Annotated in this window: 32 protein-coding genes; 18 read left to right on the plus strand and 14 right to left on the minus strand. The window is 44.4% G+C overall.

All coding sequences use genetic code 11. The features are described from left to right. Positions 1-66 precede the first annotated feature (66 nt). From O8C68_06180 to O8C68_06220, 9 genes are all read left to right on the plus strand, one after another. On the plus strand, positions 67-252 hold the full coding sequence (locus O8C68_06180) for a hypothetical protein (protein MCZ7395389.1): 186 nt from the start codon (positions 67-69) through the stop codon (positions 250-252). Continuing rightward, positions 249-557 carry a hypothetical protein gene (locus O8C68_06185; GenBank protein MCZ7395390.1) on the plus strand — a complete coding sequence of 103 codons (309 nt, stop codon included), beginning with the start codon at positions 249-251 and terminating at the stop codon, positions 555-557. The genes O8C68_06180 and O8C68_06185 overlap by 4 nt, the downstream gene beginning before the upstream one ends. A 110-nt stretch (positions 558-667) precedes the next feature. Then, positions 668-976 carry a hypothetical protein gene (locus O8C68_06190; protein MCZ7395391.1) on the plus strand — a complete coding sequence of 103 codons (309 nt, stop codon included), beginning with the start codon at positions 668-670 and terminating at the stop codon, positions 974-976. Between the two features lie 27 nt (positions 977-1,003). Then, positions 1,004-1,873, plus strand: a complete 870-nt coding sequence (locus tag O8C68_06195) for a NapC/NirT family cytochrome c (GenBank protein MCZ7395392.1) — start codon at positions 1,004-1,006, stop codon at positions 1,871-1,873. A gap of 1 nt (position 1,874) precedes the next feature. Further along, positions 1,875-2,693 carry a cytochrome b/b6 domain-containing protein gene (locus O8C68_06200; protein MCZ7395393.1) on the plus strand — a complete coding sequence of 273 codons (819 nt, stop codon included), beginning with the start codon at positions 1,875-1,877 and terminating at the stop codon, positions 2,691-2,693. A 191-nt stretch (positions 2,694-2,884) separates the two neighbouring features. Beyond that, positions 2,885-3,187: a hypothetical protein gene (locus O8C68_06205; protein ID MCZ7395394.1), complete on the plus strand. Its 303-nt coding sequence runs from the start codon at positions 2,885-2,887 to the stop codon at positions 3,185-3,187. Positions 3,188-3,319: 132 nt separating this feature from the next. After that, a complete protein-coding gene (locus O8C68_06210; GenBank protein MCZ7395395.1) occupies positions 3,320-4,369 on the plus strand; it encodes a hypothetical protein in 1,050 nt (349 codons plus the stop codon). After that, positions 4,350-4,643, plus strand: a complete 294-nt coding sequence (locus tag O8C68_06215) for a carboxymuconolactone decarboxylase family protein (GenBank protein ID MCZ7395396.1) — start codon at positions 4,350-4,352, stop codon at positions 4,641-4,643. Before O8C68_06210 ends, O8C68_06215 begins: the two co-directional genes overlap by 20 nt. Positions 4,644-4,760: 117 nt before the next feature. Next, a complete protein-coding gene (locus O8C68_06220; GenBank protein ID MCZ7395397.1) occupies positions 4,761-5,105 on the plus strand; it encodes a DUF488 domain-containing protein in 345 nt (114 codons plus the stop codon). A 74-nt stretch (positions 5,106-5,179) separates the two neighbouring features. Here the strand turns inward: O8C68_06220 and O8C68_06225 are convergent, their stop codons facing one another. Beyond that, positions 5,180-5,347 carry a DUF1059 domain-containing protein gene (locus O8C68_06225; GenBank protein MCZ7395398.1) on the minus strand — a complete coding sequence of 56 codons (168 nt, stop codon included), beginning with the start codon at positions 5,345-5,347 and terminating at the stop codon, positions 5,180-5,182. Between the two features lie 285 nt (positions 5,348-5,632). On the opposite strand from O8C68_06225, the gene O8C68_06230 reads away from it, so the two are divergent. Further along, on the plus strand, positions 5,633-5,812 hold the full coding sequence (locus O8C68_06230) for a hypothetical protein (GenBank protein ID MCZ7395399.1): 180 nt from the start codon (positions 5,633-5,635) through the stop codon (positions 5,810-5,812). 115 nt (positions 5,813-5,927) lie between these two features. Here O8C68_06230 and O8C68_06235 read toward each other — a convergent pair whose 3' ends face one another. The 11 genes from O8C68_06235 to hyfB (O8C68_06285) form a co-directional block, all read right to left on the minus strand. Further along, the gene (locus O8C68_06235; protein ID MCZ7395400.1) at positions 5,928-6,479 is read right to left on the minus strand and encodes a tRNA (pseudouridine(54)-N(1))-methyltransferase TrmY; all 552 of its coding nucleotides are present in this window, start codon (positions 6,477-6,479) and stop codon (positions 5,928-5,930) included. Positions 6,480-6,489: 10 nt separating this feature from the next. Then, positions 6,490-6,912 (minus strand): nickel-responsive transcriptional regulator NikR, encoded by a 423-nt coding sequence (gene nikR / locus O8C68_06240; protein MCZ7395401.1) that lies wholly within the window; start codon positions 6,910-6,912, stop codon positions 6,490-6,492. 65 nt (positions 6,913-6,977) lie between these two features. After that, entirely contained in the window at positions 6,978-7,412 is a 435-nt protein-coding gene (locus O8C68_06245; protein MCZ7395402.1) for a universal stress protein, read from the minus strand. Then, positions 7,409-7,897 (minus strand): NADH-quinone oxidoreductase subunit B family protein, encoded by a 489-nt coding sequence (locus O8C68_06250; protein ID MCZ7395403.1) that lies wholly within the window; start codon positions 7,895-7,897, stop codon positions 7,409-7,411. Before O8C68_06250 ends, O8C68_06245 begins: the two co-directional genes overlap by 4 nt. After that, the gene (locus O8C68_06255) at positions 7,894-8,232 is read right to left on the minus strand and encodes a 4Fe-4S dicluster domain-containing protein (protein ID MCZ7395404.1); all 339 of its coding nucleotides are present in this window, start codon (positions 8,230-8,232) and stop codon (positions 7,894-7,896) included. Before O8C68_06255 ends, O8C68_06250 begins: the two co-directional genes overlap by 4 nt. A gap of 8 nt (positions 8,233-8,240) precedes the next feature. Next, positions 8,241-9,839 (minus strand): NADH-quinone oxidoreductase subunit C, encoded by a 1,599-nt coding sequence (locus tag O8C68_06260; protein MCZ7395405.1) that lies wholly within the window; start codon positions 9,837-9,839, stop codon positions 8,241-8,243. Between the two features lie 4 nt (positions 9,840-9,843). After that, complete coding sequence (locus O8C68_06265; protein ID MCZ7395406.1) at positions 9,844-11,298, minus strand: hydrogenase 4 subunit F; 1,455 nt, start codon at positions 11,296-11,298, stop codon at positions 9,844-9,846. 4 nt (positions 11,299-11,302) lie between these two features. Continuing rightward, positions 11,303-11,962 (minus strand): hypothetical protein, encoded by a 660-nt coding sequence (locus O8C68_06270; GenBank protein ID MCZ7395407.1) that lies wholly within the window; start codon positions 11,960-11,962, stop codon positions 11,303-11,305. Positions 11,963-11,965: 3 nt separating this feature from the next. Beyond that, the gene (locus O8C68_06275) at positions 11,966-12,913 is read right to left on the minus strand and encodes an NADH-quinone oxidoreductase subunit H (GenBank protein ID MCZ7395408.1); all 948 of its coding nucleotides are present in this window, start codon (positions 12,911-12,913) and stop codon (positions 11,966-11,968) included. After that, complete coding sequence (gene hyfB / locus O8C68_06280; protein MCZ7395409.1) at positions 12,910-14,928, minus strand: hydrogenase 4 subunit B; 2,019 nt, start codon at positions 14,926-14,928, stop codon at positions 12,910-12,912. The genes O8C68_06275 and hyfB (O8C68_06280) overlap by 4 nt, the downstream gene beginning before the upstream one ends. 195 nt (positions 14,929-15,123) lie before the next feature. Continuing rightward, entirely contained in the window at positions 15,124-17,181 is a 2,058-nt protein-coding gene (hyfB, locus tag O8C68_06285; protein MCZ7395410.1) for a hydrogenase 4 subunit B, read from the minus strand. A gap of 431 nt (positions 17,182-17,612) precedes the next feature. On the opposite strand from hyfB (O8C68_06285), the gene O8C68_06290 reads away from it, so the two are divergent. Next, positions 17,613-18,533, plus strand: coding sequence for an ABC transporter ATP-binding protein (locus tag O8C68_06290; GenBank protein MCZ7395411.1), 921 nt, complete (start codon positions 17,613-17,615; stop codon positions 18,531-18,533). A 35-nt stretch (positions 18,534-18,568) separates the two neighbouring features. After that, positions 18,569-19,252, plus strand: a complete 684-nt coding sequence (gene rpiA, locus O8C68_06295; protein ID MCZ7395412.1) for a ribose-5-phosphate isomerase RpiA — start codon at positions 18,569-18,571, stop codon at positions 19,250-19,252. On the opposite strand, the gene O8C68_06300 is transcribed toward rpiA, so the two are convergent. Next, positions 19,249-20,424 (minus strand): NDP-sugar synthase, encoded by a 1,176-nt coding sequence (locus O8C68_06300; protein ID MCZ7395413.1) that lies wholly within the window; start codon positions 20,422-20,424, stop codon positions 19,249-19,251. The two genes, rpiA and O8C68_06300, sit on opposite strands and share 4 nt — an antisense overlap. A gap of 100 nt (positions 20,425-20,524) precedes the next feature. On the opposite strand from O8C68_06300, the gene O8C68_06305 reads away from it, so the two are divergent. The 5 genes from O8C68_06305 (at position 20,525) to O8C68_06325 (ending at position 24,511) form a co-directional block, all read left to right on the plus strand. Beyond that, a complete protein-coding gene (locus O8C68_06305) occupies positions 20,525-20,899 on the plus strand; it encodes a metalloregulator ArsR/SmtB family transcription factor (GenBank protein ID MCZ7395414.1) in 375 nt (124 codons plus the stop codon). Between the two features lie 60 nt (positions 20,900-20,959). Then, positions 20,960-22,015 (plus strand): ACR3 family arsenite efflux transporter, encoded by a 1,056-nt coding sequence (arsB, locus tag O8C68_06310; protein MCZ7395415.1) that lies wholly within the window; start codon positions 20,960-20,962, stop codon positions 22,013-22,015. Positions 22,016-22,055: 40 nt separating this feature from the next. After that, on the plus strand, positions 22,056-22,352 hold the full coding sequence (locus O8C68_06315) for a carboxymuconolactone decarboxylase family protein (GenBank protein ID MCZ7395416.1): 297 nt from the start codon (positions 22,056-22,058) through the stop codon (positions 22,350-22,352). Positions 22,353-22,632: 280 nt separating this feature from the next. Continuing rightward, positions 22,633-23,901, plus strand: a complete 1,269-nt coding sequence (locus O8C68_06320) for an ATP-binding protein (GenBank protein MCZ7395417.1) — start codon at positions 22,633-22,635, stop codon at positions 23,899-23,901. A gap of 1 nt (position 23,902) precedes the next feature. Next, positions 23,903-24,511, plus strand: a complete 609-nt coding sequence (locus O8C68_06325) for an RloB family protein (protein ID MCZ7395418.1) — start codon at positions 23,903-23,905, stop codon at positions 24,509-24,511. A gap of 162 nt (positions 24,512-24,673) precedes the next feature. On the opposite strand, the gene O8C68_06330 is transcribed toward O8C68_06325, so the two are convergent. Continuing rightward, complete coding sequence (locus O8C68_06330; GenBank protein ID MCZ7395419.1) at positions 24,674-24,820, minus strand: hypothetical protein; 147 nt, start codon at positions 24,818-24,820, stop codon at positions 24,674-24,676. Between the two features lie 163 nt (positions 24,821-24,983). On the opposite strand from O8C68_06330, the gene O8C68_06335 reads away from it, so the two are divergent. Continuing rightward, complete coding sequence (locus O8C68_06335) at positions 24,984-26,135, plus strand: PAS domain S-box protein (protein MCZ7395420.1); 1,152 nt, start codon at positions 24,984-24,986, stop codon at positions 26,133-26,135. Positions 26,136-26,232: the final 97 nt, after the last annotated feature.

Raw genomic sequence — 26,232 nt, forward strand, 5'->3', positions numbered from 1 at the left:
AGGAGAAATAAAATTTGAGATTGGATAACAAAATATTGAGAGACTGTCAGTTATAGGGAGCAATTCATGGCTAAAAGAATAAAATATGTTGCAGCTGCGGCAGCAGCTGGAGCAGTTATGGCATCTGCTTATTATTACCCGGCAGAGGCGTTCATGGCTTTTGTTTTGTGGGTGTCTCCGGGCATTCCATTAATCCTGATAGTGATTTTGATATATAAGTTGTTTTTCGAGAAAAGGAGGACATCGGTATGAGTAAATGCAACATGGACGAATTTAACAGGGAAAAATGGAAGATGCCCAGATGGGCAAAGTACACAGCTTCTTTGATAGCTGGAGTTTTTATTGCTTTCGTACTGGGATGGCTGTTCCTTATTCCAGTGGCTGCTATTGTACTTCTGGCCTATGGGCTTGTAGCATCTATGAGGGACAGGAAGAACAGGATCACAGTGACTGTAAAACCAACTGAGGCTATGAAAGCCATTGCGCGCAGGGAGGAAGAACTCAAACAAGAGAAAGAAAGAATCGTGTATGAAGAATCCACCGCCGTGATAAAATAGTAACCAGTGGATTTTTCCGGGCTTGAGTATGAACAGATTGGCTTTATTCTTCATCGCTGGACTCCTCCTAATACTGGCAGGGGTCGAAGCGAGAAAGGGAGGACATCGGTATGAGTAAATGCAACATGGACGAATTTAACAGGGAAAAATGGAAGATGCCCAGATGGGCAAAGTACACAGCTTCTTTGATAGCTGGAGTTTTTATGGCTTTCGTAGTGGGATGGCTGTTCCTTATTCCAGCAGCTGCTGTTGTACTTCTGGCCTATGGGCTTGTAGTGTCTATGAGGGACAGGAAGAACAGGATAACAGTGACTGTAAAACCAACTGAGGCTATGAAAGCCATTGCGCGCAGGGAGGAAGAACTCAAACTAGAGAAAGAAAGAATCATGTATGAACAATCCGGCGCCGTGATAAAATAGTAACCGTGGATTTTTCCGGGCTTGAGTATGAACAGATTGGCTTTATTCTTCATCGCTGGACTCTTCCTAATACTGGCAGGGGTCGAAGCTGTATCCGGGCAAAACGAGGATGTATCATGTTTCCACTGCCATTCCCAGCAGGTGAATGAGTTAAAGGAAAGCGTACACTTTACTGGGAACATTTCATGCGCGGACTGTCACGGCGGAGAAATACACGTCAACGGCTCCACAATATCTGTAAACGTCATGAGCATAAATTTTACAGGGGTACCAACACGAACTAATATCTCGGATTTATGCTCCAAATGCCATAGTGAAGAGACCAGACTATACAAAGAAAGCATACACTGGAAAGAGCTTGAAAAAGGACATGCAATAGCAGCTACATGCACAGATTGCCACGGAACGCACGATATTCTATCCTCCAAAAATCCCGAATCCATGACCTATTCAGGAAATGTTCCTCAACTCTGCGCAAGTTGTCATGAAAATCAGACCAAGATGAGCGCATGGTACTACGGGATTCAGACGGACAGATTCGATACCTATAAAAATTCATATCACTATAAAGCACTTATTTCAGGAGGAAAAGGAGTTGCAACATGTCCTGATTGTCATGAAAACCATGATACTAAAGATCAAAGCGATCCCACGTCATCAATATATCCAGCAAATCTTCCTTCTACATGTGGAAAACCCGGCTGCCACCCTGGTCAGAGTACGCTGATTTATGGAGGTAAGATTCATGAAGGCCAGTCTGTTTACTTACTATCCATTGATGCCAAAAAACTTGTAACCTATTTCTACATGCTAATGATACTTTTTGAAATCACTTTCACGCTGGGGCTTATATCTCTTGATATTACTTCAAGGTTCGAGATAAGAAGGAGGGAATGAGGTGCCGGAGTTTGAATTCAAGAGGTTCACCCTTAACCAGCGTATCGAGCATATAATATTTTTTACAACGTTTATATTGCTGGCATATACGGGTTTTCCCCTGAAGTTCCCTGATGAATGGTGGTCTAAATGGATGATTGCATCTGTAGGCGGCTTTGATAACAGGACCTTTATACACCACTCTGCGGGTCTGATAATGATCGGTGTAAGCGTATATCATGTGGTTTACCATATTATTTTGGAGAAACTACGTTTTGATATATTATTTAATACGGATGATATTAGCAACTTTCTGCAGCAGATTCGATATTCACTGCGATACTCGGATGAGCATCCCAGATTCGGGAGATATACATGGAAACAGAAGTTCGAATATTTCGGAGCAGGATTTGGGGCAGTCATTATGGGTTTCACCGGGATATTGATGTGGAAGCCCTTTGAGGCTATGCAGTACTTTCCGATAGGATTCATCCAGATTGCTAACCTTTTCCACACATGGGAGGCAGTTCTTGCTTCCATTGCAATATTCATCGGACACTTCTATGATGAGCATCTGGGAAAATTCCCAAATATGTCCTGGTTAACAGGTAAAATTCCAGAAGAGGAGCTGCGCCATGAGCATCCTCTCGAATATGAAGAGGTAATGGAGAACTATGTAATCAATGCTCCAGTAAGTAAAATTGAGAGCACGGGACGCTATAACATGAGTACAGGGTTTGCAAAGTTACTGTTCACGATATTTTTTTTAGCAATCAGTATCTGGATGCTGTGGATTTCATATCAGGTACTGGTCGAGGCAGTTAAGACATATATTCTGTAAGTTATTTTTGCCCGCCGGCAAATATCACTGCTTATGCCATAAACTCAATTTTCCTGCTAAACTATTGGCAAACATGGATGTTTTTTGCCATAAACTCAATTTTCTTGTCAAGCAGTTGCTGAATGTTCTTTTAATGTTGACATTACATAAAACCAATTGTTAGTAAAAAATAAATAAGGGAGGTAAGACAAATGAAGAACGGTTTCAAATATATTGCGGCTGCTTCCATTGCTGGAGCAGTTATGGGGGTAGCGTATTACTATCCGGCTGAATTCTTTATAGCGTTCGCTGCAGGATGGTTGTTCGGCATTCCAGCGGCTTTCGTTGCATATATGGGCTATGGGCTTTTCGTTCTCAGTAAAGAAAGAAAGCACAGGATTGAAGTTTCCATAAAACCCACGGAGGCTATTAGAGCCATTGCCCGCAGGGAGGCAGAGCTGAGGAAGGAGAAGGATATCTTGCTCGAAGAGGTACAGAAAGGCAAGGTCAGGTAAAAGTTTGCAGGAAACCCCATCTTTTGATGGGGCATTTCTTGCCATGAGCTAAGGACATCCAGAAATGAAGCATAAGATCAGAATGCATGGCTTGCAGGGAGAGAAGAGAACTCCGGAATGCGGGAGATAAATATGAATGTTTCAAGGCGTATTTCCATTGATTGTGAGCACATCAAGATGATGAAACCGTACCTGGAAAAGCATAACGGTAATTTTGGAGATGCCATCAAAGAGTTGATAGCCAGCGCAGAAAGGTACAGTCCGCGCACGAACTGGTCTGCCATAGACAAATCCTTATTTAACTGGATGCTTGATCACGTGGAAGATGCGCTTATTCCTGATAACATTCTCGATGAACTGATAGATCCTTTGCTGATAAATTCGATGAATGAACTTGAAGATCACCTGAAGCGCAGGTTCAGTGGACTTGATTGGGGTGTTAACCTTTCTCTAAAATACGATAGCAATGTGGTTCCCCATGAGGTACTGATAGAAATAAGAGGTCCCCATCCGAAAATAAGATTCATCGCCAGCATACTGTCCCAGTACCTGATTAAAAATTCAATAGACCAAGCGCCGCTTGAGATAAAGTCTATTACCGATTTAAATGAGTGTATAAAACTTGAACTGTCCAGGTCGAATAAGACGAAAGCTCAGAAAAGCTTAATTGCCTTTTTTGGAGGGATGGATGAGTTAATAAAGACCATAAATAACCGTCCTGCTTTCTGGAAGGCTTTGATAAACCGACATATTTTGAGCAATTACAATATGGTCACGGTTCACAGGAATTACTTCGAGGATCTGCTTGCAGGTAAAGTACCGGCAGGTGAAATAACGATAGAAAACCTGGCAAAAAAACCAATCAGGGAAATACCTTTAAAAGAGATACTATTTCTGATAAAAGAGGTTTATGAGACTTCCAGGGTCGCAGACAGGGTGGATATCGATAATGATACTGTAATAGTTTCTCATGGTTATAGAACCAGAGAAGCAGTCGAGAAATTAAAACAGAGCCTTGTTGCACTTTTAGAATCTAACGGTCATTTGTATGACGTAAAATCAACAGCCAGCATGATCGTGCTCACCCACAGGGCGGATGTGGATATAAACCTCGGTAGATTTAAGCTGGAGAGTTTACAAACTAATGATGGGAGGAATTTCTATGGCGAAAAAAGAGGTTAAAGAACAGCTTGATATTGCTAGAAAAAGTATGGGCTTCGTGCCCGAGATTCAGCAGCTCGTAGGAGAGCATGCACCTGCATGGTTTAAGCTTTATCGCGATAGCGACGAGGCATTATGGACAGACACCGCTCTCCCTGCAAAGGTAAAGGTGCTGATGGCATTAGCCGTCGTAGCTGGAAGACTGTGTCCCGACTGCGCCGAGGCACAGATGAGGAGCGCAATTCACCAGGGCGCTACCAAGAAAGAGATTCTGGACACACTGGGTGTGGTCTAGTTACTGCGGGCGCGCCCGGAGTCAGCGTATGCAAGCAGGCTATGAGAAAATTGCTGAAATGAAAATCTGAAGAGACATAATCCTGGAGTGCGGTGGGATACGGAGCACGAGGGAGCAATGATAAAAATAAAAAGAGTATACGACGAACCAGATAGAGATGATGGTTTTAGAATACTGGTGGATCGGCTCTGGCCACGGGGTTTGAGCAAGGATAAGGTAAAAGTGGATTTATGGTTAAAAGATATCGCACCCCGCGATACGCTCAGAAAGTGGTTTGCACATGACCCAAAGAAATGGGATGAGTTCAAGAGCAGGTATTTTGAAGAATTAAAGGGTAAAAAAGAACTGGTGGATTTGATTATCGGAAAAGCACGCGGCGGAGTCACTTTACTTTACGGGGCAAAAGAGGAGAAATATAACAATGCCGCTGCCTTAAAGGAATATATCGACAAAAATAAATAGCATCTATAATCATCGTCTCTGCATAACATTTTGGATTTGCTGGGGACTGAGCGCAAAAAAATAAAAAAAGATGCCTACGCCTTCCTTGACATCTTGAGAACGTCTGCCCTTGACACGTCCATTTTATGTATTTTCTTGGCATGCTGCTGGGCTATGGATACAAGCTCATCATCGCTCTCGGTGCGAAGGAAGAAGGGACAGTCTGTTGCACCCGCTGACTTACAATCAAGTTCTCTTGTCATTTTATTCACCTCCCGCTACTCTCTAATATTGATTTGGATTGGTAGGATGATATAGTTTTTGGAGGCTGTTTAAATAATTCGAGAGGTTCGGGTTTGTGAGGATTGACAGCGTTGGCGGGGATGGGGTTGTGGCATATTTTACGCACAGGTGAATTGTGAAATAGGTGCATAAGGGTAGTTTATATACGTTTGAAGCGTATATTCAAAGGTCTTTTTGTGTATGCGCAGGCTAACGCATTTTATAAGAAGGTGCATATTCGGTTCAAATTGCTGGAGGAATAAAGAATGATAAAAATAACAGTTCCATCTGCTTATTCAACTATAGATGAACATTCAGCTCATTTGTGGAATATCAAAGACGGGGTAATCAGGGGATCTATAACTGATGTTGGGTATAATGAATGGGATTTGGCTGGAAAAGATTTATTGAAGCACTCCGGATTTGATATTAAAACTGATGCATGATGATTTCTACGAAAAGTGACGTGTTAAAACTTCTGTAAATCAAAACATTAACAGCGCCGATAAAAAACGCTCGGAGGCGCCAAGACACGGAGAATTTATAATTGCTCTGCGCCTCTCAACCAGATTCCCGCAAATCCAGGATATAGTTAATAATACAGACGCATGCTGAAGCAAGGTACGCCTTTTCGCCAATTGAAACTTTTTTGCCATATCTCAACACGAACTCTTCATCCTTCTTTGGCAGACCCACCTGGTCACCCAGTACAAACACAGGGTCTGTCCCCAGATCGATGGTCCTTATGCTCTCACCCGATTCTTCCAGTACAAAAATGTTTTTTTTCTCCCTAACCAGTTGCTGAAGACTGTTTTTTTTAATGTAAATTCCGGGGTGAGCCCTGCCCGAGAGAACCTTTCTCAGGATGTCTTCCCATGTGCGCTCATCCGTGCGCACATCCCTCAGTTTTTCCCCATCAACCGTAAGCTCTAAGGGCGGGTTCGGTGCACCTCCAAGGATGGCATGGAATACGACATCCCTGCGCAGCGCATGGGAGCGGAAAAGCGCCATCAATATAGACTGGTAAACCACATCCAGTCTCCCGGCTTCTCTCAGGCTATGGAACCTTGAATCAGTTCTTCCTGTTCTGGAGTAGAGGATAAATTCGCGCATAATGCATTATTTACATTTCTTCTTCCGGAACTATGGTTGTGAGTTTGACATGCTTCACGCCCCGGAGAGCCATTATCTTCTCGGTAACAGCCTTGACATCCCTGCCCTCTCCTCTCATGAGCAATACTTCCATGCACATATCATGATTTATATGCATGTGAAGGGAAGAACGAATTATTTCAGAGAACTCATGCTCTATCTCAAGCAATGAATTGACCAACCCTCTCTGGTTGTGGTCATATACCAGTGAGATTGTCCCCACCCTTTCGCCTTCAACCTCGCCCATCCAGGTATAGTAACGGATATAACCCCTTATTGCATCCCTGATACCTTCAGAACGTGAAGAATAACCTCTTTTTGTAATTATTTCATCGAATTTTTCAAGTAAATTCTCGGGGAGAGAAACACCGATACGGGCTAAATCCTGTTCCATGATTTATTTCGACAAATATAATTTAAGAGTTGATAACCCTTTTCATTTTTTTCTTTTCCCTGATTTTACCTCGCCACCAGCACCGAGCACCTTGACTTCTTCACCACGGCGAGCGCCACGCTCCCGAGCTCGGGATTGATCTCGCTCTCTCCCTTGCCTCCCAGCACGATGGTATGCACCTTATACTTTTCCGCAGCATCCAGAATGGCACGCGCTATCGTATCAGCCATCGCGCCCTGCTGCGGCATCCGCTGCATACTCACTCCGACCAGCAGCTTGTTCACCTCGACTCCCATGGAAGCGCCGGTCTCCACCACGCGGTTCAGAACTTCCTCGCCTTTTGCAACGCGCTCCTCGCGCTCCGAATCCTTGCTGCCCACCGCGACATAGATGGCCGCAATGCGGATATTATATGACCTAGTTATCTTCATCGCAGCTATTTCCGCTTTCTTTCCATATTCAGAGCCGTCCGTGGCTACCAGTATCTCGTACTTTGTCATGCCTTTACCTCCATTTTCCTAATCTTCTGATCAAGCTTGTCAAGAGCCACCATGAGTCCGAATATCACGGCCTGGGGCCTGGGCGGGCATCCGGGAATGTACACATCCACGGGAATAAATCTGTCCACGCCGCCTCCGCTTGCGTAGGTATCGCCGAAAATGCCACCGTTGCAGGCACACGATCCCATGGCAGCCACGAGCTTCGGCTCAGGAGTGGCGTTATAGGTCTTCAGGAGCGCAAGTTCCATATTCCGCGTCACTGGCCCGGTCACGAGCAGCATATCCGCGTGGCGCGGGGATGCCACGATATGGAGACCGAAGCGCTCGATGTCATATATGGGATTGGATAAAGCGTTCACCTCCACTTCGCAGGCATTGCACGAACCCGCGTCCACCTCGCGTATGTGGAGCGATCTCCCAAATATTTTTTTTATCCTCTCGTTGAGGTGCTGACCCATTATCTCGATTTCAGCTTCGACAGTCATAACTTCCTCGATATACTCGTTAGAAGGTCATCTTTCGTCTTTGATGCAAGCTCATATTCCTGCGTGAGCTTTATGGCAGCGTAAGGGCATACTTCTTCGCACCTTCCGCAGAAAATGCACCCGCAATATGATAATGTAAGAGTTTTTCCACCTTTTTCTTCTTCAAGCCAGATAACACCCGGCGGGCAGACAGCTGCGCATTCGCCGCAATAGGTGCACTTATCTGAGAGAAGCTGCGGTTTTCCGCGGAATCCCTCAGGCGCTATGTCAGGTTTTTTGGGATAATTCGCGGTTACTGTCCCTGTTTTTAAGGTCTGTTTCAGGATCTCGAACATCTTTCCACCTACATATCGTTGCCAGAATACGATAAGCTTAAGCTTTTATTGATTATCGGAAAATCAGGTACGATGTTATCAAGAACGGCATACTCTATGGCGAGCCAGTTGCAAAACGACGGGTCTCGCACCTTGCATCTCTCTATTCGGTTATTCTCGATCATTACCCAGTAGAGTGTTTCTCCCCTTGGGGCTTCAGTGTATCCCAGTGCATAACCATCGGGGATTTCTTTGATATTCGATCTTATATCACCATCAGGGAGACGGAAAAGCGCCGTCTCGATCATACTTATGGATTCATATACCTCATCAGAGCGTATCCTTGTCCTGGCATTGACATCGCCTGACTTGAGGACAGGCACCTTGAAATCCAATTCGGCATATGCAGCATAGGGATGATTGCGCCTCGTGTCCCTGTAGATCCCGGAGGCACGCGCCACAGGACCCACGACATGAAGCTCTCTTGCTATATCATTGTAGAGGCGTCCCGTAGTTTCTATCCTGTCCGCAACAGAAGGCGAGCCAAAGAGAAGCTCCATTAATTCCCTGAAATCGTTCCTGAATACTGAGAGTTTCTTGGAAATTATTTCCTTTTTGTCACCGATATCGCGCCGAACGCCGCCTATTGTGTTCATACCCCTCAGAAGCCTGCTCCCCGTAACAATTTCGTTCAGCTGTAATATTTCTTCCTTGAGCAGGTTAGCATGCGCTGCCCCGAAAGCATACGCCACATCGGTCGCAATCCCTGCAATATCACCGAGGTGATTATACAGTCTCTCAAGTTCCATTAGGATTACCCTGATATACTTTGCGCGAGGAGGAATATCAACACCGGCGATTTTTTCCACGGCCTGGCAGAAAGCCACAGCATGCGCCACGGAGTTGTCGCCTGATACGCGCTCTGCAAGGAATACAGCTTTGTCGATGGATACGTTCTCGAACAGTTTTTCTACGCCCTTGTGTGTATAGAAATGCCTTATCTCAAGGTTGAGGACAGGTTCTCCGGCAACACTGAACCTGAAATGTCCCGGCTCAATCACTCCTGCATGCACGGGTCCCACAGGGATCTCATATACCCCTTCACCTTCCACCCTGCGGTACGTATATTCGCCTTTAACTCGCTCCGGTTTTGTCCTTATATCAAAGTCCTTCCGCAGTGGATATAATTTGGCAGGCCAGTCCTCAAAATGGACAAGCCTCCTCGGGTCGGGATGGCCTACGGGTGTCAAACCGAACATATCCTGGATCTCCCGCTCATACCAGTTTGCTGCAGGGATTTTGGGTGTGGTGGAATGGAAATGCGGTGCATTCTCATCGATATTTATCTGTATTATTATGAAGGCGTCTGCCGTCTTGGAAACCCGGTCATCCTTTCCAGATGGGTTTATCAAAGAGAACACATAATGTATTCTAAAGCACCCCTCCTTTTTCCTCCGATCTGTAGCGAAGATAGAAACAAGGGCTGCGCCAAGGTGGTGATATAAATGATCGCAGACCTTCACGGCTGCGTCTTCTTCTACCGTGAAATAAATCTCGTTGTTTGAAGCCCTTTCGTTCTGAATACTGCTTCCAAAATCTTTTCTGATCGCATCTATTAGCTCATTCATGCTCTCACCTCACAATCTGTACGACTTTCATTATCATCTCGTAAAATGAAGGCGGGATATAGACCCCGAGCACGACAACGAATACAATCAATATACCCATCGCACCCAGGGTCCATCTGCTCACCTCACCTTTTTCAATCCCTGGTTTTGGTGTTCCGAAAGCCATTTTGCTCACGTTGTTGAAAAAGCCTGCGAATATCATTATTATAAAAAGCAGGAACAGTACTGCGGCAATTATGTGCCCCTGTGAGAACCCTGCCGCAAGTATGGTGAATTCGCTTATGAATATGGAAAAAGGCGGAGAGCCCGTGATGGCAAGCCCCCCGATCACGAACATGGCGCCCGTGTATGGCATTGATTTTACAAGTCCGGTCACATTGAATATCTCTTTCGTATCATGTTTTAGCAGCACATTCCCCGCGCCAAAGAACATGAGGGATTTCGTCATGGCATGGTTGAACATGTGCAATATCGCCCCGAAGATTCCAAAAACACCTCCGAAGCCTATACCGATAGCGATAATTCCCATATGTTCCACGCTTGAGTATGCAAGGAGCCGCTTGTAGTCTTCCTGCAGCAGTATGAAAGGCACGGCGATGCCAAGCGACAGGAGCCCGAATATGATCAGCAGATTGCTTGTAAAAACTGCACCCGTTGATTTCGTGGCGATGGTGTAGAACCTGATAATGCCGTACATGGCGCAGTTGAGCAGCACGCCTGAGAGAAGCGCGCTTACGGGCGTGGGAGCTTCGCTGTGGGCATCGGGGAGCCAGGTATGCATGGGCGCGAGGCCCGCTTTTGTGCCGTAACCTATGAGAATGAAAATGAAGGCAAGCTTCATTATTGTCGGGTCGAACTGGTCAGCGACAGCAACTAGTGATGTCCAGTTGAGCGCATCCCCGCTCTCGCCCAGGATCTTGACAGCGGCAAAGTAGGTGAGGATGGTTCCGAAAAGCGCGAACGTTATTCCCACGGTACATATGATCATGTATTTCCATGCCGCTTCGATGGAGGACTTTTTCGAGTAAAGGATCATCAGGAGCGCAGAGACAAGTGTGGTCATCTCTATGGCGATCCAGAGACCAAGGTTGTTCGTCACCCCCACAAGCAGCATTGTGAACATGAATACGTGGAAAAGCCCGTAGTATATTCTCAGTCTTCGCAAGTCCATGGTGCCGTGTTCCAGTTCATGTCCCATGTAGCCCACAGAGTACAGCGAAGCCACAAAACCCACGATAGAAACAATGAGGACAATGAAGGCACTGAACGTGTCTGCGAACAGGGCATTTGTCCAAGATATTATTATATTGTTCCTGTAAACCTGAACCACCAGCACCAAACCAAGAAGAAGCGTGGCTATGGAGCCTGTTAAGCTCACGGTTTCTACCTGTTTTCGCGTTCTTGTGAAAAAGCACAGTATGCATGTGAGAACCGGGGCGAGAAGAAGATATTCAATCATGGTATCAACCTATCAGTGTTTTAAGCATATCAGTATCGATGCTCTCGAATGTCTTATTTATCCTGAATATCAGGATACCCATGATCAGTGCGCCTATCAGCACATCGAAGAATATCCCCAGTTCGACGAGCAGAGGCATGCCGTACGTCAGGGATATCGCCCCAAGGAAAAGCCCGTTTTCCATTATCAGGATGCCCAGCATCTGCATTATGGCTTTCTTTCGGCTGATCATAATGAAAAGCCCGATTGAGACAAGGGACATTGAAGCGGTAAGGGCAAAACTTGACAGCTCTGTTATGAGGTTTATGGAGCGTATAAGGTAGTATGAAATGACCACCAGGATGCCGCCTATTATAAGCGAAGGCGAAATATTCACATAAAGGGCGATCTCCCTTTTCACTTTGATCTCGCGGATTATGTAGATGAAAATATAAGGAATCACCAGCGCTTTTATTACCAGCGTCAGGGCGGAAACAATATAGATGTCATATTTTCCGGTTGAATATGCCACTATGCCTGCAACGCATGCCAGCAGGAATGACTGGATCCCGAAGGCTCTCACGCATGAATAAAGGCGCGTGGAGCCCAGGATCATAAAGGTCGAGACAAGTATAAGTGAGATTAGCAGCTGCATAATGTTTGACCCGAAAACGATCTCTGACATATTCTATCCTCCTTTTACGATAATGAAGGAAACAAGTGCAAGGAACGAGAGCATGAGAGAGACGGAGAGGAGGTCAGGCAGCCTGAACAGCCTCCACTTTGCGGTCGAAGTCTCGACCATTGCCATGGCTGTCCCCAGAATCCCGATCTTTATTACAAAGGCTATAAGCGCCACGGCAATACCTCCCACGGTTGCCCCTGATGCTATGCCCCAGGGGAAAAAGATGTTTGCAAGCAGCGAAAATACCAGCAATTGTTTCATCATAGCACTGAGTTCCACCAGAGCAAGCTGTTTTCCTGAGTATTCAAGAATCATGGCTTCATGGATCATCGTGAGCTCAAGATGCGTGGCCGGGTTATCTACAGGTATCCTTCCCGTCTCGGCAATCGCGATTATGAAAAGCGCCACGAACGCGAGCAGGTGATAAGGGGAGATTGCGGCAAGTCCCATGGATGAAACTGTCTGTGAAATATAGCTCAGGTTGGTTGAGCCTACATTGAGCGCTATGGCGAATATCGAAAGCATCATGGCAGGCTCGACCATGGATGCCACGAACATCTCCCTGCTCCCACCCATCCCGCCAAAGGAACTTCCGGTATCAAGGGATGCAAGTGCGGTAAAGAACCTTGCAAGCGCCAGAAGATAGACAACGGCGATCAGATCTCCCGCAAAGCCAAAAGGCATATCCGAGATGTAAATCGGGATAAGCATGCCTGCTGTGAGTATTGCGACAAATGAAATGACCGGAGCGGCATGGAAAATCCAGGATGCGTTCTCGGACACCACAGAATCTTTCCTCAAAAGCTTGGCGATATCGTAGTAGGGCTGGAAAATGCTCGGTCCTTTGCGTATCTGGAAAAAGGACTTTACTTTTTTCATCATGCCGCCCAGGAGCGGGGCAAGGCTTATTATTACGATTATCTGGAAGATCGCAATGGCAATGGGGTTCATTGGTTGCCTCCTAAAATTATAAACATCATAAGAATTACCAGAGTTCCGAAGATATACGTAAGGTAAGCATGGATGCTGCCTGTCTGGATCATCTTTAGAACTCTCGATCTTGCAAGAACCCCATCTACCACCGGGGTATAGAGATAACGTTCAAATATCTGTTCTATCTGCGAATCGAACTTGAAGGATTCCTTGAAAAAGGGCGAGACCGAGTAGATCGTCCGCAATTCTCTTACCGGGCGGTAGATGTTCCTGAACCACATCTGTATGGGTTTTGAAAAGGCAGTGGCTGTATACTCGTTCCTTGCCGTGGAAACGGGCTGTCCGCATCCCCAGGTCTCATTCTTCCTGATGTTTTGCATCAACATAATTATTAACGGGAGCGGAAGCATTGCAAGCATCAGGAGCAATATCGCCGGGGTTGAGACTGATATCTGTCCTGTGGGCATGACGATCGAGTCGAAAATGCCTGATGAAAAGGAAGCGCTCGCCCCTGTAAAGGTCTGTGCGATCCTGTCAAGAACGGGAAGGGCATAAAAAGGCAGGATACCCAGAAGCACGGATAATATTGCAAAAATTCCCATTCCGAGCAGCATGGGCATGTTTGCCTCCTTCGCATGTTCGGCGTTCTCACTTCGCGGCAGCGCCAGGAACCCTATTCCGAAGGCTTTCAGGAAACAGAAAGCTGCAAGGGCGCCGGTGAGGGCAAGGACTGCGGCGCTGACCGGAAGTACTATCCTGACAAGGGAATCGCCTGAACTGAAACTCATAAGTAGCGACTGAAGGGTGAGCCATTCGCTCACAAAACCAGAAAATGGCGGCAGGGCGGAGATGGAAAGCACTCCTATCAGGAAAAGGAATGCCATCAATGGCATCTTCTTGATCAGGCCGCCCAGTTTCTCGATATTCCTTGTATGGGTTGAAAATATGACCGAGCCTGCGCCCATGAATAATAGTCCCTTGAATACTGCATGGTTTAACAGGTGATACAGCGCTGCGATCGCAGCAATCGCAGCCAGGGCGGCATTTCCCTCTGCAAAAAAGATCATCGATGCGCCAATTCCAAGGAGGATGATCCCCATATTCTCTATGCTGCTGTAGGCAAGCATCCGCTTTATATCGGGTTCAACGACCGCATACATTATACCCAGGATCGCCGAGAGTGCGCCAACAGACAGCACAAGGAAACCCCACCACAGAACATTGGCGCCCAGGAAATCAAAGAAAACGCGGATAAACATGTAGATCGCGGTCTTGATCATCACGCCGGACATGAGGGCTGATACATTGCTGGGGGCGGCGGGATGCGCATACGGGAGCCAGATATGAAGTGGCACGATACCGGCTTTGGCCCCAAAACCGATCAGCGCGAAAAGGAATGTGAGGTCTTTCAGGAGCGGGGTCATTCTTGAACCAGCGCCCATGAATGTTTCGAAGCTGAAATTGCCGCTTGAACTTGCAAGGATAAGGAATGAGAGGAGTATGAATCCTGTCCCGATATGCGTCATCACTATGTAGATAAAACCCGCCTTCCTGGTTTCCGGTTTTTCATGCTCGTATATCACCAGGAAATAGGATACCAGGGACATCAGTTCCCAGACAATCAGGAACATGACCGCATTATTTGCGCTGACCACAAGGATCATGGATATAATAAAAATGTTATACAGGAAGCCCAAATAGCCGATATTCTTTTTCCCGAAGTATTCTCGCACGTACCCGATCGAATAGATCGAAACCGCGAAAACTGCAATGGATATCACAAGAATGAAAAATGCTGCGAGCCTGTCCACGGAGAATCCGAAGTTCAGGAATGAAGAACCTGATAAGGAAAAGCTGAAAGTGTCGCCGAAAATAACGGAAAACGAGAAAACAATCCCTAACATGGATGAGATTGCCGCGCTTAGGAATGAGACATAGGAGGAAAGCCTGTCTTTTTTATTGAATATGACCGACAAAGCTGCGCCAATCAGATAAAAGACCATGAGTAATAAAAATAAATATTTGTCAAGCATATATCCACCACTCTATTGCCTTTCGTTTCTTACCAAAAATTTTACCAGCATTCTTCGCTACCAGCTTTTTAATTGAGGAATAACAGAGCCTCCCATTACCTACGTTTCTGTATTTAAGATTAACCTGAAAATATGGGAAAGTAGATATTGATTATTAATGTAGGATCTTACTTCGAATGAGCTTCTATAATGCCTTTACCCTCCGCTTCCCACGTATATCAGTGCGATCACCAGCGTGATGAGGATATAGAGCAGGTACAGGTGTATGCTCCCGGTCTGGATTACCCTTAATATTCTTGATACTGTAAGCGCAAGCCATACTGCGGGTTCATAGAGATACTTCTCGAAAATGGGCTCTATCTGCGTATCGAAAACAAATCTCTCCTTGAAGAAAGGCGAGCCGGCATAGCTTGTCTGTATCTCCCTGTGCGAGCGGTAGATGCTGCTGAACCACATGCGTATCGGCTTTGAGAACCCGGTGGCTGTATACTCGTTCCTGCCTGTTGTTGTGGGCTGTCCGCATCCCCAGGTCTCGTATGTCCTTGCTGATGTCCTGCCACCCAGGGCGAGTGCCAGCAGAAACGGAATGGGAACGAGAATGAAGAGAAGCAGGAATAACCAAATGGTAGAAACGCTTCCTGCCTGGGGGCTCAATGCGGCAAGCGAGAGGTCGAATGTGACCTTTGAGATTATACTTGTGCCCGTAAGCGGCGAGGCAATCGAATCAAGAATGGGAAGGAAATAAAAGCTTAAGACCCCGAGGGCAATGCAGAGAAGAGAAAGCATTCCCATCCCGAAAAGCATGCTTCTTGGAACCTCTCTTGCTAGCTTTGCATGTTCGCTGCGCGGGAGGGCCAGGAAGCTTATCCCGAAAGCCTTGACAAAGCACGCCGCTGCAAGAGCGCCGGTGAGAGCCAGTGCAGCTCCGCTTGAAAGTACAAGTATCTTTATTATATTCTCGGAAAGATTGATGCTCAGGAGCTGGGCATGGAAGGTGAGCCATTCGCTCACGAAACCGTTAAACGGCGGAAGCGCAGAAATGGATATCGAGCCTATGAGGAAAAACATGCCTGTCCAGGGCATCTTTTTCAAGAGTCCGCCCATTTCCTCGATGTTCTTCGTATGGGTTGAAAAAATAATCGAACCTGCTCCCATGAAAAGCAGGGACTTGAACACTGCATGGTTTATGGTGTGATAGAGACCTGCGATCAACCCGAACGCTGCAAGCTCAGGGTGTCCGGTGGACATGAATATTATGGATACGCCGATCCCGATAAGAATGATGCCTATATTCTCGACGCTGTGATATGCAAGCAGGCGTTTCATGTCATGCTCCATCAGGGCATACATCACGCCAAGAAGCGCGGATGCTGATGCAATAATTAAAAGCAGCACTCCCCACCACAGAACATTGGCGCCCAGGAAATCAAAACAAACGCGGATGAGCATGTAGATCGCTGTTTTTATCATGACGCCGGACATGAGCGCAGATACGTTGCTTGGGGCGGCAGGATGGGCATAAGGCAGCCATATATGCAGAGGGACGATACCCGCCTTTGTCCCGAAGCCAATGAGAGCGAACAGGAATGCCATATCCTTGAGAAAAGGCGGCATTGTCGGGCCGGTTGAGCGGAACATATCGAAATTGAAACCCCCGCTTGAACTTGCCAGGATAAGAAGCGATATGAGGATGAATCCCGTCCCGATATGAGTCATCACGATATAGATGAAACCTGCTTTCCTGATATCCGCTTTTTCATGTTCATATATGACAAGGAAATATGAAACCACGGACATCAATTCCCAGACTATCAGGAACATCACCGCATTGTTTGAAGAGACCACAAGTACCATTGAAAGGATGAATATGTTATACAGGAAACAGAGATAACCGATATTCTTTTTCCCGAAATATTCGCGAACGTATCCCAGAGAGTATATCGAAACAGCAAAACCCACGATAGAAATAACAAGAATAAAGAACGCTGACAGCTTATCCACAAAAACGCTGAAATTCAAGAAAGTCTGGCCTGGCAAAGCGAAAGTAAAGGTCTCACCGAAGAGAACGAAGAATGAAAAGGCTATTCCCAGCAGGGATGCCAGGGCTGCGCTCAAGAATGAAGCATACGTGACCAGTCGGTCCTTCTTGTTTAATATAACAGATAGTACAGCGCCGATCAGATAAAGGATGACAAGTCCAAAGAACAAATAGGTATGAACCATAATCACCATCAGAAGACCTATCGCCTTCACATTTTAACTGAAAACATGGATTATTACCAGCTTTTTAAGAACAACAGAGCCTCTTATTACCTTAGTTTTTATATTTAAGATTATCCTGAAGAAATGGGAAAGTGGATAATGATTATTGATGTAGGATTTTTGCAGAAAAGAAAGGTATTTCGATAATAGAGTCAATAAGATGGTTAGTGATTTAATGGCTCATGATGAATCCGGCTTTGATAAAAAAGATGCTTTTTCAGGATGCACACCTTTCGCGCATCGAAGGACTTTTCAGAAAAACATGATGAAATCTACATGGACAAAAAATGATTTTTTTATGAATACATCAGCTTTTCTGGTGCCGGTTTATGAAAAATATCATAACTCCTATCTAATGATTCGCTGATAGCACAGTCCATAAATAAACAAAGCTTTTTGCCATTCAAATCCTTATTCTGTCCATGCTTGCAGTCAAAGCCGAAGGAATTTATAAGTATTTCAAAGATGGCAACCAGGGGAAAAAAGAGGTACTGAAGAACGTTTCCATCGAGATAGAGGAAGGTGAGATTTATGGAATCCTGGGTCCGAACGGCGCAGGCAAGACCACGCTAATCTCGATTCTCTCCACGCTCACCATACCGGACAGCGGGGAAGTGGAAGTCTTTGGACTGGACGCTCTCAAAGACCCGAATCGCGTAAAAGGCATCGTGAACGTAAGCAGTGGAAACCCGAATTTCCCGTGGAGCCTGACGGTGTACGAGAATCTCCGCTATTTCTCAATGCTGTATGGATTAAAAAATAAGGAGAAGGCGATAAACAACGTCATTGACATACTTGAACTTGCGCCTTTCAGGAATGCCAGGTTCGATTCCCTCTCCACAGGCACAAAACAGCGCCTCTCGCTGGCGAAGGCGCTGCTCAACGACCCGCGCCTCCTGTTCCTGGATGAGCCCACAGTGGGTCTTGACCCTGATATGGCTATAAAAATACGGAAACTGATTAAACGAATACACGATGAAAAAGGCATTACCATAGTCCTCACCACGCATTACATGAAGGAGGCTGAACAGCTCTGCGGCAGGATTGCGTTTATCAAGAAAGGCGAGATAATAGCCAATGCGCCGCCGGATGAGCTGAAAAGGCAGATGAAGCTCGGGGAGGCTATAACCATCGAGTATGAAGGGGATTTTGATGTTTCTCTTTTGAAGGATATACCGAAAATTCTTGATATTTTGCATGAAAACGGAAAAATAAAGATAGTGGCAGAGCATGTTGAATCTATTATTGATGATGTATTAAAGAAGTTCTGTGACGTTCATATAAAGAACATTGAGATTTCCCAGCCCAATCTTGAGGATGTGTTCCTGAGGCTTGCTCATTAAATGTATATAATAAAAAAGCGTATAGGCAATACATTATGAAAAAACCCACCCAAAACAGCCCCAAACAGGCAGCGGGAGAACTTGCAGCCCAGCTCGTAAAAAACAACATGGTCGCGGGACTCGGCACAGGCTCCACAGCCGCATACGCAATAAAAGAACTGGGCAGGCGCGTGGCTTCAGGCTTGGAAATTCTCGGCGTGCCCACATCCTACCAGTCCGCATTCCTTGCTGCAGAAAACGGCATCCCTCTCACCACGCTGGATGAGCATCCCGTGCCCGACATTGCCATCGACGGCGCAGACCAGATAGCAAAATTCAACGCAATCAAAGGCGGCGGCGCTGCGCATACGCGTGAAAAAATCGTGGCGCTGTCGGCTGAAAAATTTGTTGTGGTGGTGGATGAATCCAAGGTCGTGGAGGTCCTGAACCATCCCGTGCCGCTCGAAGTACTGCCCTTTGCGCGAAAACTCGTGGAAAAGCAGGTGGCAGGGCTTGGAGGGAAAGCGCAGGTGCGGATGGGCGTAAATAAAGACGGTCCTATCATCTCGGACAACGGGAATTTCATTCTGGATGCTGATTTTGGAAAAATAGACGACCCCTATTCCCTGGATGATGCGCTATCGCATTGTGCCGGCATTGTGGAGCACGGGATATTCACCAACATAAATGTTGTTTTTATTGGGAAAAAGGACGGCACAGTAGAAATCCTTGAAGATTAAGACCCGTTCGTCTCATTGCCAAAGTCGCTGTTCCCCAGGGTTTCCCTTACTCTCGTTCCCCTTTCTGCGGTGACTTCAGGCCATAACCTGACACCTGAATGAATCGTAACTCCATCCTCGATTATCGCCCTCGGGCCGATTACTGTGCCCGTTTCAAGTACACATGAGTCTTTTATCCTGGTGCCATTATCGATTATCGCGCCTGAAATTGCACAGTTTTCACCAATTTCAACATGATCAAAGATATACGACGAGAGTATTCTTGAATTGCTGCCTATCATGCAGTTACTGCCTATGGAGGTATATGGACCTATCAGGACATTATCTCCGATTGAGGTGTTTTCCCCGATAACGATTGGTCCCACCACTGCGGAGTTTGAACCCAGGGAAACATCATGCCCGATGTCTATTGGTCCTGTCACTCTTGCGTTTTTGATACTTAAGCTCCCTGATATCTTTGTGCCCGGCATCTGTTCAAGCATCCATTTGCACGCCTCTCTGTATGCCTGTGGATTGCCTATATCAGTCCATCTTCCGCGCACCAGGAAACCATTGATGTTTTCGCCTTTCTTCATCATTTTTGGGAAAAGGTCTTTTGCAAAATCGTATTTTTTCTTAGGAATCCATTTCAGGATTTTGGGGTCGCATACATATATTCCCGTGCTTGCAAGGTTGCTGAAAATCTCCCCGGCTTTTGGTTTTTCAAAGAAGCGGTTAATCCTGTTATTCACATCCAGATCGGCGATACCATAATCACGCGGGTCATCGATAGGGATAAGACCGATGGTCACGGGCGCATCGTTTTTCTCATGGAAACGCACGAACTCCCGAAGACCTAAATCCATGACGTGGTCGCCCCCCACCACCATGAAGGGTTCGCCTTCGAAGAATTTTTCCGCATTTTTCACCCCTCCCGCAGTACCCAGTTTTTCTTTTTCATAAACGTATTCGATATGCACGCCATACATGCCCCCGTCGCCAAGAGCTGCCTCTATTTCCCCACCAAGATAGCCCAAAGTGAGCACGATGTCGTTGAATCCTTCTATAGCAAGATGCTCCACGAGGTGCACCAGAGAGGGCTTGTTCAGAAGCGGGATCATCGGTTTTGGTCTGTCAAAGGTCAGGGGACGAAGTCTGGTACCTTCGCCTCCGCACATTATGCATGTCTTCATTCAAATCCTGCTTGAAATTGGTCTGGCAGTATATAGATATAACGAAATGAAAGGCTTACCAAGGCTTAAAGAGCAATAAAGAGAATGAAATCAGGTAGCCATGAATAACCAGTGCATATGCGAATCAAAACCTGCAAGGTTGTGCTGCCCGGCGGATGAAAAACTTCGAAAAAAATGGCTATTTTCTCTTGAAAAAGAACATGAACCGCTAAGGCAGACCTCAAGGGAAATTGCATGGAAATTAAAGCTCCTCTCAAATTCCAATCGCCTTGAGATCCTGTTGATGCTATCGCTCCGGGAGCACTGTATGGACGAGATTGCAAGAAAACTGAAGCTCCAAAAGTCAGCTATTTCCTATCATCTGGCATTGTTGAAAAAACACGGCATGGTATGTGTAAAAAAACGCTCTCGTTTCGCTTTTTACGCACTTTCCCATAGCGGAAAGAAAGCGATTGTGGCTTTTGGAAATATATAGTTCAAATTTTTTTGAATCGGTTTGCAGGTTTTATTTCATGAGCCGTATATACAATGGTTCATGGAAGCAAAGCTCTCAGGGATTAGCAAATATTTGACCCTCTGGATTTTTCTCGCCATGGCAGGCGGTATAATTCTTGGGGCTGCATATCCGGAGATTGCCGGAATACTCGACACGGTACGAATAGAACAGGTCTCGCTTCCCATAGCTGTCGGGCTTATCTGGATGATGTATCCGCCGCTTGCAGGAGTGAAATACGAGGAACTCTCGAAACTTAAAAAACAGGGAAAAGCCCTGAGTTTATCCATTGTCCAGAACTGGGTGATCGGTCCTGTGCTCATGTTCGCCCTTGCATGGCTCTTCCTCCCTGACCTGCCCGAGTACCGCATAGGATTGATCATTATAGGGCTTGCACGCTGTATTGCAATGGTGCTTGTCTGGAACCAGCTTGCAGGCGGCGACAACGATTTATGCGCAGTTCTTGTTGCCATGAATTCTCTCTTTCAGATAGCGTTCTATTCCGTGCTCGCTTATGCATTCATCACCGTATTTTCAACATGGATTGGCGGTGCAGGCGGAGGCGCAGTGGTTAACGTGTCGATTGAGCAGGTAGCCAAAGCTGTTTTCATATATCTTGGCATCCCGTTCATCGCAGGCATAATAACCCGGTCTGTTTTGCTAAAAAAGAGGGGAAAGGATTGGTACGATAATGTATTCATGGAAAAACTTGGTCCGACCGCGCTGATCGGTCTGCTTTTTACCATTATCGTCATGTTCTCTTTGAAGGGAGAGAACATAATTGCACTTCCAATGGACGTTTTCAGGATAGCACTGCCGCTGCTTGCCTATTTCATCATAATGTTTTCGCTTTCTTTTTTCATGTCTCGCAGGCTTGGGTTTTCCTATGACCAGACCACAACACTTGCATTCACTGCTGCAAGCAACAACTTTGAACTTGCAATCGCAGTGGCGATTGGGGTATTCGGGATAGGCTCCGGTCAGGCATTTGCCGCTGTTGTAGGACCTCTTATCGAGGTGCCTGTGATGCTGGGACTGGTGCATGTTGCAAGAAGAGCAAGAGGCATGTGGTTTGACGAGAGTGTATCTTATAAATAGGAGCGCTGTGAAATAATTCAAAGGAAAGGAGGAATAAAAGTTGTCGTGGTTTAGCGAAAAAACACCGGATATTGCAAAAGCATTCGGAGAGTTGAGAAATTCGGTATACAAGGAAGGAACTCTTGACCAGCGCACAAAAGAACTCATATCCGTAGCCGCTTCCGTGCTCATGAGATGCGAGCGATGCACCGAAATCCATGCGGAGCGCGCCAAGAAGCAGGGCGCTTCGGATGAAATGATAGCAGAGGCTGTGGCGTGCGCCATGTTTGTGGCTGCGGGCTCGCAGCTTTCGTGGAGCGAGGTGTATGAGAGGATTATGGGGGAAAAGGAGCGATAATTTGCTGATGAGAAACTTTCGCTAACAAGCTCGTGTATCATTAAGTATGGGTATGGTGACTGCGTTCATGCTCCTTCTCATGCTCCCAAAATGCGATAAAACTCCAAAACTATCTATTCCTACTAAGAAATCAGGCGCTCAACGATAAACTGGTGCCAAAACAACCAATAAATATGCATTCAAGAATTTAAAAACAAAATATATATATACTATTTTAACTCTAATATGGTTATTTGTGAAATTATCACAAAAATGTTAACTTAATAGTCTGGATGATCAAATGTTAATTGAATTTAGTTTGGAGAATTTTCGTTCCATCAAGGAGGAAGTCACATTAAGTTTAGTAGCTTCCTCTGATAAATCGTTAGATAATAATTTAATTACAACAGAAGTATTAAAAAAAGATAATCTATTACGAAGTGCAGTATTATATGGAGCAAATGCCTCTGGTAAGAGCAACGTTGTTTCAGCCATTAATTCTTTGAGAAATTTGGTGATCATGTCACATACATTTCAAAAAGGCACTGAAATTAGTTATTCTCCATTTAAACTTGATAATGAATATCTTTCCAAACCAACTAAATTCAAAGTTGTCTTTATCAAGAATAACATAAAATACGTCTACGGAGTATCTTTTACTAATGAAAAAATTATTGATGAGTATTTATATTATTATCCTGAAGGCAGAAAAGCAATAATTTTTGAAAGGAAGGACACTAATGACTACAAATTTAGCATAAATAAAAAAGAACAAAAATTTTATTCTGAAAAAACTTTAGATAACGTTCTTTATCTATCAAGTTCGACTCAATTGAATTATAAGAAAACGGCTGAAGCCTTTGATTGGTTTAAAAATACTTTAGCATTTATAGGTGCGACAGATCATCCTCAATTGATTGATTTCACTATGAAATCACTTAATAAAGATGCAACATCAAAAGAACTTATATTGAAAGCTCTCATAGAAGCTGATTTGGGAATTAATAATGTTATTGCATCCTTTGAAAAGATTTCAATTGATGAAATTCCTGTTATGATTCAAAAACAAATAAAATTTTTGGTAAGTCAAAAAGGGGATGATGTCGAAAAAATGCTTATTAAAACAATTCATAAAGTTGTTAACGAAAAAGGTGAAGAACGTGAGGTGGAATTTAATTTTGAAGAAGAATCCGAAGGGACAAAAAGAATATTTGCTTTAATAGGCCCTTGGATTGACGCATTAAACAATGGACGTGTCTTAGTTGTAGATGAATTGGATACTAAACTACACCATTTCCTAAATCTTTTTTTAATAAAATTATTCCAAGATCCAACACAAAATAAAAATAATGCCCAACTAATCTTCACGACACACAATACTAATTTACTTGATTTAGATTTATTTAGAAGAGATCAAATCTGGTTTACTGAAAAGGATCCAAGGGCTGGAAATACAGACCTTTATTCTCTCATAGAATTTAGTCCACGCAAAGATAAGAATGTTCGAAAAGGATATCTTGTAGGAAGATACGGGGCTATACCATTCATAGGCGAAGAAAGGATATTTTAAAATGGGCGGGTATAGACGAAGAAAATTAAGAGGGAGAATACCACGCAAAGTATTCGTAATCGTCTGTGAGGGAGAAAAAACAGAGAGAATATACTTTAATAGGTATAAAACAAGATATTCTTATTTGAGAATTGAGACACCTAACTCAAGATGTACAGACCCGATTAACCTTGCAAAATTTTCCAGAGACCAAATAAAAAAAGAGGCATTAGATTTAAAAAATGGTGATTCCATTTGGTGTGTTTTTGATTGTGACGATAATGACGATGAAAATATATCCAAAGCCTGTAAAATTGCAGGAAAAGATATTAAAATATGTCTATCAAATCCCAGTTTTGAATTATGGTTTCTTTTACATTTTTCCTTCGTTGTCCCCAAATTAACACGTTCTGAAGTAATAGAAAAATTAAAAGAACACATACCAGGCTATGAGAAGAATAAAGACTATTATGATATTTTATTGGGGAACAGACCAACGGCAATTGATAATGCAAAAAAATTAATTAAGATGCATGAAACTCATGGAGTAAAATTAATCAGTGTTGAAAGTAATCCTTCAACCCAAGTTCAAAACATTGTTGAAGAAATTCTAAGAATTACTGAGAAATAAGAATTGTTACTTCAAGATTTTTAATTTAGTTTAAATCATATCTATAGTAATGCGCCTGATTTGAATATCATATCCCAAGAAACCAAAGAAGGGCAGAATTCTTGAGCGTCCACAGGATGCTCTCGATTTCAATCGTGAGTCCGTGACCGCAAACGATAGCTGTCATTCGCCTCGTAAGAACTTCCTGAACATCATCGCCTCAACCTGGCTTATGCCCAGAAGCCTGACCAGCATTCCAATATCGTTCCCATCCACCAGAGCTGCGGGCAGCATGACTTCCCCTTTATAGAATATCCTTCCCCCTTTCATCTTCGCGCCCACATAACCCCTGGCTTTTCCTCAGCGTCCCGCCACTCATATATGCACCTAGGTGACTTTGCATTGTTAACATATTAAGGTTGAAAAGCATTAATTTAATATATAATAGTTACTTGGATTCCAGACTTATTGCCATTTCAGAAGGTTGATAGAAGTGAAAAACGGGAGAAAAAATAACGATCAAACCTCAAATGAATTGGGAAAAAAAAGCCGAAAGATAGCACAAATTGAGAAATCAGAAAAGCAGGTTGTGGAGAAACTTAAGAGATCAGAAGAAAAATACCTTGACCTTTTCGAAAATGCAAACGATGCTATATGCATGTTAGACTCTGATCTAAAATTTAAAGAAGTGAACAACAGGACCTTGAGAATGTTCGGTTATACAAAAGAAGAAATGCTTGATATGTGTGCGTTTGATATTCTTCCACCTGGACAAATCCCTAGATTTGAGATTGAGTTTAATAAATTAAAGGAAAAAGGATCATATGATAATTTTGTGGGGAAGGCTCGAACAAAAGATGGCAGGCTTATCGATATCGAGGTAAGCTCATCTGTTATTAAAGAAGGGGATAAGATCATAGGTACAAGAGATATAATTCGAGATATAACAGAGCGTGTACAAAATCAAGAAGCACTGCGTGAAAGTGAGGAGCGTTACCGCACGATAATCGAATACTCCAATGATATGATCTGGACTCTCGACACTGAAGGGCGTTTCCTATTTTTCAATAAGCGCTCTGAAGAGATAACAGGATTTAAACTGGAAGACTGGCGGGGCAAGTCCTTTGCTCCGCTCATCGAAAAAGATTATCTACCCAGGGTCATTGAGCTATTCCATAAAACACTAAACGGAGAGCCTCAGCATTATGAGGTATCAGTCGAAAGAGAAGGTGGCAGTAACATAATTCTCTTAGTAAATACCGCTCCCATATATTCAAAAGGAAAAGTTGTGGGAACTGTGAGTTTTGGCCGGGACGTAACAGAGCGTAAAAAAGCAGAAGAGCAAATCAAAGAATCTCTTAAACAAAAATTAAAGAAATCCAATAAACAAAAGAAGCTCCTGTGCTATCTGATTGAAGGAACGCGTGGAGGAAAAACCCGGGCATTAATCTTGAGACATCTTACCGAGAAATCTTATAATGCTAATCAATTGGCTAAAGCCTTGAATATGGATTATAAAACTATAAGGCATCATCTTAAAATTCTGGAAAAAAAAGGAATAATAACTAAAGGCCAAGATGAATACTCTGGTTTATATTTTATATCAAAAAATATTAAATCTGATCTGGATGAGATGGATATCTGACCAGCACGATAAAACTTCAAATTTTGTCATTGAGCATTATCAAAAAGTCTTTATAAGATGGATATAGAGTAGAATATTGGCCTCTGCAGCTAAGGGA

This window comes from Candidatus Methanoperedens sp. (genome assembly GCA_027460525.1).
In the GTDB taxonomy this organism is placed as follows: Archaea; Halobacteriota; Methanosarcinia; order Methanosarcinales; family Methanoperedenaceae; genus Methanoperedens.

Coding starts and splice junctions, on each gene's coding strand:
- hyfB (MCZ7395409.1), bottom strand. CDS start 14,928: ATGCTTGACAAATATTTATTTTTATTACTCATGGTCTTTTATCTGATT.
- O8C68_06305 (MCZ7395414.1), top strand. CDS start 20,525: ATGAATAACCAGTGCATATGCGAATCAAAACCTGCAAGGTTGTGCTGC.
- O8C68_06230 (MCZ7395399.1), top strand. CDS start 5,633: ATGATAAAAATAACAGTTCCATCTGCTTATTCAACTATAGATGAACAT.
- O8C68_06210 (MCZ7395395.1), top strand. CDS start 3,320: ATGAATGTTTCAAGGCGTATTTCCATTGATTGTGAGCACATCAAGATG.
- O8C68_06320 (MCZ7395417.1), top strand. CDS start 22,633: ATGTTAATTGAATTTAGTTTGGAGAATTTTCGTTCCATCAAGGAGGAA.
- O8C68_06190 (MCZ7395391.1), top strand. CDS start 668: ATGAGTAAATGCAACATGGACGAATTTAACAGGGAAAAATGGAAGATG.
- O8C68_06325 (MCZ7395418.1), top strand. CDS start 23,903: ATGGGCGGGTATAGACGAAGAAAATTAAGAGGGAGAATACCACGCAAA.
- O8C68_06255 (MCZ7395404.1), bottom strand. CDS start 8,232: ATGTTCGAGATCCTGAAACAGACCTTAAAAACAGGGACAGTAACCGCG.
- arsB (MCZ7395415.1), top strand. CDS start 20,960: ATGGAAGCAAAGCTCTCAGGGATTAGCAAATATTTGACCCTCTGGATT.
- O8C68_06265 (MCZ7395406.1), bottom strand. CDS start 11,298: ATGATTGAATATCTTCTTCTCGCCCCGGTTCTCACATGCATACTGTGC.
- O8C68_06275 (MCZ7395408.1), bottom strand. CDS start 12,913: ATGAACCCCATTGCCATTGCGATCTTCCAGATAATCGTAATAATAAGC.
- nikR (MCZ7395401.1), bottom strand. CDS start 6,912: ATGGAACAGGATTTAGCCCGTATCGGTGTTTCTCTCCCCGAGAATTTA.
- O8C68_06260 (MCZ7395405.1), bottom strand. CDS start 9,839: ATGAATGAGCTAATAGATGCGATCAGAAAAGATTTTGGAAGCAGTATT.
- O8C68_06185 (MCZ7395390.1), top strand. CDS start 249: ATGAGTAAATGCAACATGGACGAATTTAACAGGGAAAAATGGAAGATG.
- O8C68_06225 (MCZ7395398.1), bottom strand. CDS start 5,347: ATGACAAGAGAACTTGATTGTAAGTCAGCGGGTGCAACAGACTGTCCC.
- O8C68_06300 (MCZ7395413.1), bottom strand. CDS start 20,424: ATGAAGACATGCATAATGTGCGGAGGCGAAGGTACCAGACTTCGTCCC.
- rpiA (MCZ7395412.1), top strand. CDS start 18,569: ATGAAAAAACCCACCCAAAACAGCCCCAAACAGGCAGCGGGAGAACTT.
- O8C68_06330 (MCZ7395419.1), bottom strand. CDS start 24,820: ATGAAAGGGGGAAGGATATTCTATAAAGGGGAAGTCATGCTGCCCGCA.
- O8C68_06205 (MCZ7395394.1), top strand. CDS start 2,885: ATGAAGAACGGTTTCAAATATATTGCGGCTGCTTCCATTGCTGGAGCA.
- O8C68_06195 (MCZ7395392.1), top strand. CDS start 1,004: ATGAACAGATTGGCTTTATTCTTCATCGCTGGACTCTTCCTAATACTG.
- O8C68_06215 (MCZ7395396.1), top strand. CDS start 4,350: ATGGCGAAAAAAGAGGTTAAAGAACAGCTTGATATTGCTAGAAAAAGT.
- O8C68_06220 (MCZ7395397.1), top strand. CDS start 4,761: ATGATAAAAATAAAAAGAGTATACGACGAACCAGATAGAGATGATGGT.
- O8C68_06250 (MCZ7395403.1), bottom strand. CDS start 7,897: ATGACTGTCGAAGCTGAAATCGAGATAATGGGTCAGCACCTCAACGAG.
- O8C68_06180 (MCZ7395389.1), top strand. CDS start 67: ATGGCTAAAAGAATAAAATATGTTGCAGCTGCGGCAGCAGCTGGAGCA.
- O8C68_06290 (MCZ7395411.1), top strand. CDS start 17,613: ATGCTTGCAGTCAAAGCCGAAGGAATTTATAAGTATTTCAAAGATGGC.
- O8C68_06270 (MCZ7395407.1), bottom strand. CDS start 11,962: ATGTCAGAGATCGTTTTCGGGTCAAACATTATGCAGCTGCTAATCTCA.
- O8C68_06235 (MCZ7395400.1), bottom strand. CDS start 6,479: ATGCGCGAATTTATCCTCTACTCCAGAACAGGAAGAACTGATTCAAGG.
- O8C68_06245 (MCZ7395402.1), bottom strand. CDS start 7,412: ATGACAAAGTACGAGATACTGGTAGCCACGGACGGCTCTGAATATGGA.